General features: G+C 43.5%; 8 protein-coding genes. 4 read left to right on the top strand and 4 right to left on the bottom strand.

The features are described 5' to 3' along the window. The coding region (locus V7D75_RS09010; protein ID WP_333614285.1) for an ATP-dependent DNA helicase at positions 1 to 910 on the top strand (910 nt) is incomplete at its 5' end. Positions 911 to 1,008: 98 nt separating this feature from the next. Here V7D75_RS09010 and V7D75_RS09015 read toward each other — a convergent pair. Together V7D75_RS09015 and V7D75_RS09020 are read right to left on the bottom strand one after the other, a co-directional pair. Continuing rightward, positions 1,009 to 1,572, bottom strand: a complete 564-nt coding sequence (locus V7D75_RS09015; RefSeq protein WP_068404752.1) for a hypoxanthine-guanine phosphoribosyltransferase — start codon at positions 1,570 to 1,572, stop codon at positions 1,009 to 1,011. Between the two features lie 102 nt (positions 1,573 to 1,674). Next, positions 1,675 to 2,343 carry a hypothetical protein gene (locus tag V7D75_RS09020; RefSeq protein ID WP_333614286.1) on the bottom strand — a complete coding sequence of 223 codons (669 nt, stop codon included), beginning with the start codon at positions 2,341 to 2,343 and terminating at the stop codon, positions 1,675 to 1,677. A 346-nt stretch (positions 2,344 to 2,689) separates the two neighbouring features. On the opposite strand from V7D75_RS09020, the gene V7D75_RS09025 reads away from it, so the two are divergent. From V7D75_RS09025 to V7D75_RS09035, 3 genes are all read left to right on the top strand, one after another. After that, positions 2,690 to 4,369: a carbon starvation CstA family protein gene (locus tag V7D75_RS09025; protein ID WP_333614287.1), complete on the top strand. Its 1,680-nt coding sequence runs from the start codon at positions 2,690 to 2,692 to the stop codon at positions 4,367 to 4,369. A 127-nt stretch (positions 4,370 to 4,496) separates the two neighbouring features. Beyond that, positions 4,497 to 4,811 (top strand): cory-CC-star protein, encoded by a 315-nt coding sequence (locus V7D75_RS09030; protein ID WP_333614288.1) that lies wholly within the window; start codon positions 4,497 to 4,499, stop codon positions 4,809 to 4,811. A 69-nt stretch (positions 4,812 to 4,880) separates the two neighbouring features. Continuing rightward, the gene (locus V7D75_RS09035; RefSeq protein ID WP_333614289.1) at positions 4,881 to 5,942 is read left to right on the top strand and encodes an ArsA family ATPase; all 1,062 of its coding nucleotides are present in this window, start codon (positions 4,881 to 4,883) and stop codon (positions 5,940 to 5,942) included. A 53-nt stretch (positions 5,943 to 5,995) separates the two neighbouring features. Here the strand turns inward: V7D75_RS09035 and V7D75_RS09040 are convergent, their stop codons facing one another. Further along, complete coding sequence (locus V7D75_RS09040; RefSeq protein WP_333614290.1) at positions 5,996 to 7,672, bottom strand: DUF3482 domain-containing protein; 1,677 nt, start codon at positions 7,670 to 7,672, stop codon at positions 5,996 to 5,998. A gap of 55 nt (positions 7,673 to 7,727) precedes the next feature. Continuing rightward, positions 7,728 to 8,477, bottom strand: a 750-nt coding sequence (locus V7D75_RS09045) for a DUF2868 domain-containing protein (protein ID WP_333614291.1), incomplete at its 5' end; no start/stop codon positions are given.

Below are 8,477 nucleotides of genomic sequence, written 5' to 3' on the forward strand. Positions count from 1 at the left end.
TGCAGGGGCGGTGCTGGCTGACTTGTGCCGTATTCCGCGGTTAGAGCCTATCCATGCAGAGCTAACAGAGAGCCGCCGATTTACAGCAGACTCGGGTATTGGCAAGCTTGCTTATCAAATCAATAAGGCAAAGACAGATACTCATGCTATTTGGCAGTTGTTAAAGCATGATAAGGTACTGAGTTTTCAATATGTGAATAGCGTCAACGCCTTACAAACAGAAGCTTCTCTAAATAACAAGATAGAAAATAGCCTAAGCAAGAGTAAAAATATCTCAAAACTCACGTTAAATTATCATCCTTATATAAACAAAACCAAAACGTTACTGACAAATCCGATAGAAAAATCCGTGCCAGAATCAGTTAAAGATACCATTGCTTCATTAATGGAAACCTTTAATCAGTTCAGAGTATTAACTGCCGGCCATAATGGCGAGTGGGGCGACCATTATATTAATAAATACTTTACTCAATGGCACCTTACTGAGCTTAAGCTACCACTGGGTCAAAACACATGGTTTCATGGTCGTCCCGTTATGGTCCTTCAAAACAATTATGAGCTAGGATTATTTAATGGCGATATTGGTTTTTGTTTGCAGACTGGCGACGATCGCAGCCGTCTCGAGGTATTTTTTGAAAATAAGGAGCAGGGGATTGCTGTTAATTTGCTTAATGAAGAGGTGATTGCCACCGCTTATGCGATGACCATTCACAAATCGCAAGGGTCTGAGTTTGATCATGTGGTCATCACTTTTGATAATAGTCATGCAAGATTGCTGAGCAAAGAGCTTATTTATACCGCTGTGACCCGTGCTAAAAAACAGGTAACCATATATAGTACAAAACATGCACTAGAGAAAGCTGTCCAAACACCCACTGAGCGCTATACGGGTTTGGCATTACAGTTTTAATTGCCCCTGACTACAATCAAAGCAATAAGCAATAAAAAAGCACCCACTGGGTGCTTTTTTATTATGCGATACATTCAAAACATTCAACCAAAGAATGACTAGATTTTGTCTTCTTTAATAGCATAGATACCAGGCAAATGACGCAAGTAACCATGAAAATCCATGCCACAGCCATAAACATAACGATCTGCAACGTTGATACCAACAAAATCAACATCAAAGTCTGCTACCTTGCGATCGTGCTCCTTATTGAGCAATACGCAACATTCAATCGATAGGGGTTTTTCTTTACCTAATTCTTCAACGATGGCTTTTAAAGTAATACCTTCGTCAAAAATATCATCGATTAATAAAACGTGCTCACCTTCGATACTTACGTCAGGCTTAAATTTCCAATCAAGCTCATTGGTACCCGCATTATCACGATAGCGTGATGCATGGATATAGTGCATGCGATGGTAAAAGGTCAAATGCGTCAATAATTGACCAGCTGGGATAAGCCCGCCGTTCATAACGACCATCACGATTGGGTTTAAGCCGGCATAATGTAGGTTGAGCTGGGCGGCCAGACGCTCATAAGCAGCGGCTACTTCGATACTGCTGATAAGGCACTCTGAGTTGCGCAGGGTTTTTTCAATTTCTTGGTTGTTAATTTGGGTCATGAGTTGCGCCTTTGATAAAAGTGCCGCCTATTTTAGCAAATTTTAGCAAATTTGCCCAACACTACCGCCTTAATAAAAACATATTAGTTGCTAATGTAGCCGCTATTCAGGCTTTTTTACGATAAAAGGACGATAATAATTGGCCAAACGGTTCAATGAGGCGTCCGGTAAGTCGGGTAGCAGTTTGTTTAGTGCCATGCTCATACCTTTATCGATAGCGGATTTGGCAACTGGTACAGACTTACGCTTAATCATGCCAAGTTTTAACGTTTCAGAGTAACGACTGATAAAGTGCGTCAACGTTTCTTCATTTACAGTCTCAAGTGCTTTTTTAAAGGCCGTTCTATCAACATGTTCGGGCGTAATCGCTGCAAAACCGTCATCGATGATTTTAGCATCTGTATCTGATAATTTAAAACCGATACGCTTCACCCCTTCATTATCAATAAAGGTCGCTTGATCCCGTAAGAAATGAAAGCTTGGCATCACTTCTTCGTTGTTTTCTTTACCCAATAAAATATTAAGCAGCGTGTCAGTTGCTTTTTCGACCGTACCGACCACTTTACGCATGGCGGCTTGGCGCTCAGGATTTGGAATAATATCTACCAGTCCAACCAATAATTTATCGGTGAGGTCACGCGCCGTTTGGTGGGTTAAGGCATCACGATAGGGGTAGTAATCTGTTTTTACGTTTGATTCAACGATTTGCTCTGCCTCAATAATCAGCGCTTTTAATTCATCTGACGGTATAAATCCAAAATAATGGGCCATTCTAACTCCTGTATTTATCGTTTTTAATGTTTCACCAACGTTACAATTACTGTCAAATAAGTTACTATTTAAGGCACAGAATGCTAAGTCACACAATAAGTAAAGACTCACCATACTTCATGGCTAATTGGCCAAGCGTTTTGACCTTAAAACACCATGCTTTATTAGTCAGTAATGATAAGAAGATATGCTGTTATCTCATTGATAGCTGTTTTCTTAGCAACGGTTTCTTGAAGAACAGTGAGCCGAGTCTTTCACTGCTCACTAATCTAGCATATTTTTAAGATTTTGATTTAAAAAGCTTGAACTTGTAAGGCTATCTAATACTTGTCTAGGGAGAGATAAGATGAATAGTGCTATTGTACTGTTGGTTGGTGTGGCCGCGATGCTTTGCGGTTATTTGTTTTACTCAAAATTTATCGCCACTAAGATTTTGGCCTTAGATGACAGTCGTCCCACGCCAGCCCATACGATGAAAGATGGGGTAGATTATATCCCCACCAATAAATATGTATTGTGGGGGCATCATTTTACCTCGGTCGCAGGGGCGGCGCCGATTATCGGTCCTGCAATTGCGGTTATTTGGGGTTGGGTGCCGGCCATTATTTGGGTGGTTTTAGGGACCATTTTTATGGCAGGCGTCCATGATATGTCAGCCATTTGGGCCAGTATGCGTAATAAAGGTCAGTCTATTGGCTCGATTGCTGGTACTGTCATGGGTACGCGTGTGCGTAGCTTAATGATGGTGGTTATTTTCTTATTATTATTAATGGTAAACGCAGTATTTGGCGTCGCTATTGCCAATATGCTGATAAAAACCCCTTCTTCTGTGTTACCTGTCTGGGGCGCATTGGTCGTGGCTTTCATTATCGGTCAGTGTATTTATCGCTATAAGATGAATCTGGTTTGGGTATCCATTATCGGCGTTGTCGCTTTATATGGACTTATCTATCTTGGCCCTATGTTCCCAGTCGTGTTACCAGAGACCTTTATGGGACTACCTGATAACGCTATATGGATTATTATCTTATTCGCCTATGCGGCGATTGCCTCATTATTACCAGTATGGATGCTGCTGCAACCGCGCGATTATATTAATGGGCTACAATTATTTGTTGGTTTGATTTTATTGTATGCCGCCGTATTTATTGCGACGCCAAACATTGTCGCGCCAGCGATTAATCATGATTTGCCCATTGGTACGCCGTCATTAATGCCATTGTTGTTCGTGACTATTGCTTGCGGGGCTATCTCAGGTTTCCATGGTTTGGTGGCGACCGGAACGACTTCTAAGCAGATTGATAAAGAAGGCGATGTGCGTTTTGTTGGTTATTTTGGTGCTATGGGTGAAGGTATGCTCGCACTGGGCGCCATTCTTGCGGCCACCGCAGGTTTTGCGACACTCGGTGATTGGCAAGCGGTTTATCAAAAATTTGGCGACGGCTCTATCGGTGCTTTTATTGATGGTGGTGCGACCATCTTAAATGCGGGTGTTGGTATCGATATGGTGCTTTCTCAAACGATGCTGACTGTTATGGCAGCCTTGTTTGCCGGCACCACGATGGATACGGGTGTCCGTCTGCAACGTTATATCTTCCAAGAGTTTGGTGAGTTTTACAACATTCCAGTGCTAAGTAAAAGTGTCGTGGCTACTTTCCTTGCCGTCGGCAGCTGTCTATTGTTAGCATTTGGTGCCGGTGGCATTGATGGCGCGGGCGGCATGATTATTTGGCCCTTATTTGGTACTACCAATCAGCTCATGGCGGCTTTAACGCTCATGATTGTCACTATCATTTTATTACGTAAAGGCAGAGCGGTTTGGTACACCTTGGCACCTTTGTCATTTTTGCTGGTTATGACCGTTTTCGCTTTATTGATTCAGCTAAAAACCTTTTTTACAGATGGCAATTGGCTGCTGATTATTATGGATATTATTATTTTGATCGCAACGATTCTAGTAACGTTCGAGAGTCTATCTGTGCTGCGTAAAGAATGGACATTGCATAAAGGTAAAACGGATTCGTAATTGAGATTAAACCTTATCATTTTTACTTTTATCAAAAAAACGCTAGCAGCAATTGCTGGCGTTTTTTGTATGAGGTAGGCATGATAGAGATGATAGGTAATAAGAAATAAGCAGAGGTGAATAAATCATGGAAGATAACCCGATACCAAAACAAATAGAAAACCCGTCAAACCAAGTAAAAAACAAAACACCATGGTGGCAACGTTTTGCGGCAGGACTCAATGAGTTTTATCATGCGCCTTATCGCCAGACGATGGCACGCGCGGCACGTGATGAAGAAGATTTCTTTATGCTGCTGATGTTTGCAGAAAGCCTAGGCATTGATAATCCTGCCAGCTTTTATACCTTGGAGTTGCAGCCGTTATTTTTGGAAAATTTCCATGAATGGCATACACGCATGGGGTTGGATAAATGCCCCTTTGACCACGTTGGTTGTTGTTAAGTCAACTGCTAGTTGGATTTATAAGAAAAAAATGATAAAAAATGAATGAATTAAAATTGAGATAAAAATATGGCATTACACCCTCTACACGGATTAGTAGATCAACTATCGACCCAGCCTATTATCTTTATTGGCGGCAAGGGCGGTGTCGGTAAAACCACGACGGCTGCGGCACTTGCCAGCTATTATGCTAGCCAGCAAAAAAAGACCTTGATTGTCTCAACCGACCCAGCGCATAGCCTCGGTGATGTGTTAAATGTACGGCTCAATAATGAAAAAACTGCCATTACGCCGCATCTTGATGCCATTGAGCTCAACCCCGATGTCATCGTCGATGCGCATTTTGCTCAAGTTGAATCCACCATTAAATCTTATGCCAACCCAGATATGATGCCCAAAATCCGTGAGCATCTAAAGCTATCAAAGTCTGCACCTGGCGCACAAGAAGCGGCCATGCTTGAGTCTATGTGTCAGCATTTAATCACGGCTGCAGATGCTGACTTTGATAAAAAGTATGAACATATCATATTTGATACCGCGCCCACTGGGCATACGTTGCGCTTACTCGTATTGCCAGAGATGATGGGCGCGTGGACAGATGGGCTGCTAGCACAGCAGCGCCGACAGGCAAAATTACGCTCGGTCGCGAACCATTTAGACAATCATAATCACAATCATAATCACAATCAAAAGAGCAGTCAAAAAGACAGCAATAAAAAAGATGTACCAAATCCGTTTGCCAAAAAAAAATCTGACCGCTGGGAGCAAGCGGTAGCAGTACTAGAAAAACGTAAACAGCTGTTTCGACAAGCAGGGATATTGCTTCATGACCGTAGCCAAACAGCCATTATACTGGTGATGACAGCCGATGTGCTACCACTGGCAGAAACCAAACGCGCTATCGAACAATTGGAAGAAAGTAGACTCACACCAGCCGCAGTAGTCATCAATCAGCTGATAGTACCCACGCAGTCAGATGAATTTTGGCGTCTTCGTGCCGAGCGGCAACAGCAATTGCTGCAGGATATTGAAAACAGTTTCCCCAAGTATCCACTGTATCCGATTTATTTACAGCAAACAGACGTACGCGGTACTGAAGCATTAAGTATGCTGTTACGCCCACCATCGTAAAGGTGGCTTGAAAACCAGATGTTTGAAAAGTAGAAGAAACCGACCGTTAACACTTAACGCTCAGACTTATATAACTGTAATTTATTTGCCAGCGACCACGCCATATCTACACGCAGTAGCTGAGCCTGTTCAGATTTACCGCTACTAAGTGATGACCATTGCGGTTTGCCGCGAGCTTTTTTAAGCTCACTGGGTAATTTATGTGGCGGCCATGGCGTCACGACACTTTCTTCATTATCGTTACTTAGGTTGTCGTTATTTGAGATATCAGCATCGTTTTTTGCGCCGCTATATATCAGTTGGGTGGCATCGGTTGCCGCATGACCACGATGACGCAGGGCGGTGAGTAAGTCTATCGCTCGAGTGGCGAGCAAGGTTAGGGTAGCAGGGTCGATATACAAACGTTTTACCCCAGTGATTCTATCAGCGATACTACTGGTATTCGATAATAGCCCGCCTGCGATACCACCTATGGCCGCGCCCAAACCTAAAGTGGTACCAAGCGCCGCCGCATCAATGCCCAAGCCTAATAATGCGCCCGCTGCTGCACCCGATGTCGTGCGAATACCATAGCTTTTGAGCAGTTCAGGATCAAAAGGGTCTTGCTGATAGGCTTGTAACTCAAGCGGCGTAGCTGCCACTGCGTTATCATAAAATTTATATAAGTTAAGCAGGTTGTGCTGCATTGCCCGTTCACTCTGTCTGACCGCTTCTTGCATTTGCTCAAGCACTGGCATTGGGTCGTCATCTTCACTAATTTCACGCACAAAGGAGGCAATATTTAATAAAAAATCCGCAATAATGATATTGGCTTCTTCATAGAGCTGCGCCCAGTTTTCCGTACGGCGTGCCATTAATTGCTCAAGCATTTCAGAATGGGTAAGCATGGTAGCGAGATTTTGCCATAAGCGCATCTCATCCTTAAACTCAAAAGCCACGGAATCAAAACGCGTTGAGATGTGCAAATTACGTCTTGCCAACATCGTCTGCCATTCGTCGATATTGGCATCTTGACTGTCAGTAAAATTAAATACCGGCATAACAGGTATCGCCGCCCAAGATAAAATAGCCAGTTCATCTTTATATTTACCGAGTACTGGCTCACGCGCATCGACGACATAGATGGCCATATCACTTGCCAGCAGCTGACGGATAACTTTGGCTTCTTGGCTGTAGTCCTCATTGCTAGTTAGTACATCGCCGCCTTGGGCAATGTCGGCTGCCAAAAACTGCTGCAAACGCTCAATACCATCACGGCGACTGGCAGTGTTGTCTTCTAGCCAATCCATTAACCCTGAAGCATCTTCTAAACCCGGCGTGTCATACAGCACCACCAATACTTCGCCCGTTTGGCTGTCGGTCAATTTTGCTTGCTCTACATATCGGGTGGTCGCTGCTTCGTTTTTTACTTCCCCAAAATAAACATCACGTAGTAAGGTGCGTAACAGTGATGTTTTACCCGTATTGGTATGACCAACGACCGCTAATTTTAGTGCTTCGCCACTGGCAATGGTTTTTTTAGAGGCAGTATTAACAGGTAGCGCTTGCTCATCTGATACTTGTTTTTCCAATGTCTGTTTATTCAACGATAGCTCTGTATCAGCATTCACATTTTCATTTTTCAAATCAGCTTCTGAGTCGCGTACGGGCTCATAGGCTTTATCGGCGAACATGCCGACAGCTTTGGCATTATCTTGATGGTTATTTTGATTATTATCGTCATTATTCATAATAGAATCTTATTATTAATATTATTGAGTATCGGTATGAGAGAATATCACCAAGCTAAACCAAGCCAATTTTTCGAGCGGCAAGGGCGGTCTGCCACTGCTGATAACGAACGTCCTGATTTTCAGCGCTTTGGATTTCTGAGTATTGCTCTTGCTCGTGGGTGTTAGTAGCGCTGGTATCACTGAGCAGTTGTACAATAAGGCCATCCGCGGCATGTTCGGCAATACGATCAAGTTTACGCAGTGTACCTCGGTCAGGTAAAGCCTTACTATGAATACCTAATAATACTTGAACCGGATGGCTGTCCAAATAAGTCGTTAAGCGCTCCATATCATCACGGTCGTCAACAATACCAAAGTTCTCGACATTGTTAATGTTACTATTACTATGGCTATGCATGTCGGCACTAAGTCCTGATTGCCACCAATGATCCTGCTGTGATGGGTATTCAAGTAAAGCCACCAGTTTTTTACCAGTACTGACTGTCGCTTTTGGTGCGACAGGAGCGGGCGCTGCCTTAAAATCATCTTCATCGACCACATGCCGTTGCCAAAAGTTCAGAATCTTTTGATAATAGGGCTGCTTGATATCCAAGCGCATCTTTTTACGTCGAAACATCAAGGCGCAAAATGCCCAAGCAATCGCCCTTGGTATAATGCCATACATCAGCAAGCTACCGACCAATAAACCTGCCCATTGCCGCGCCATCGATAAGGGCATGGCATCAGTCACCAAACGGCTCTGTACGATAGCAGCACTGTCAGGCACGGTAAATCCAACCTTGCTTGGTAACCAGCCGAGTAC

This window comes from Psychrobacter sp. (assembly GCF_036731945.1).
Lineage (GTDB): Bacteria > Pseudomonadota > Gammaproteobacteria > Pseudomonadales > Moraxellaceae > Psychrobacter.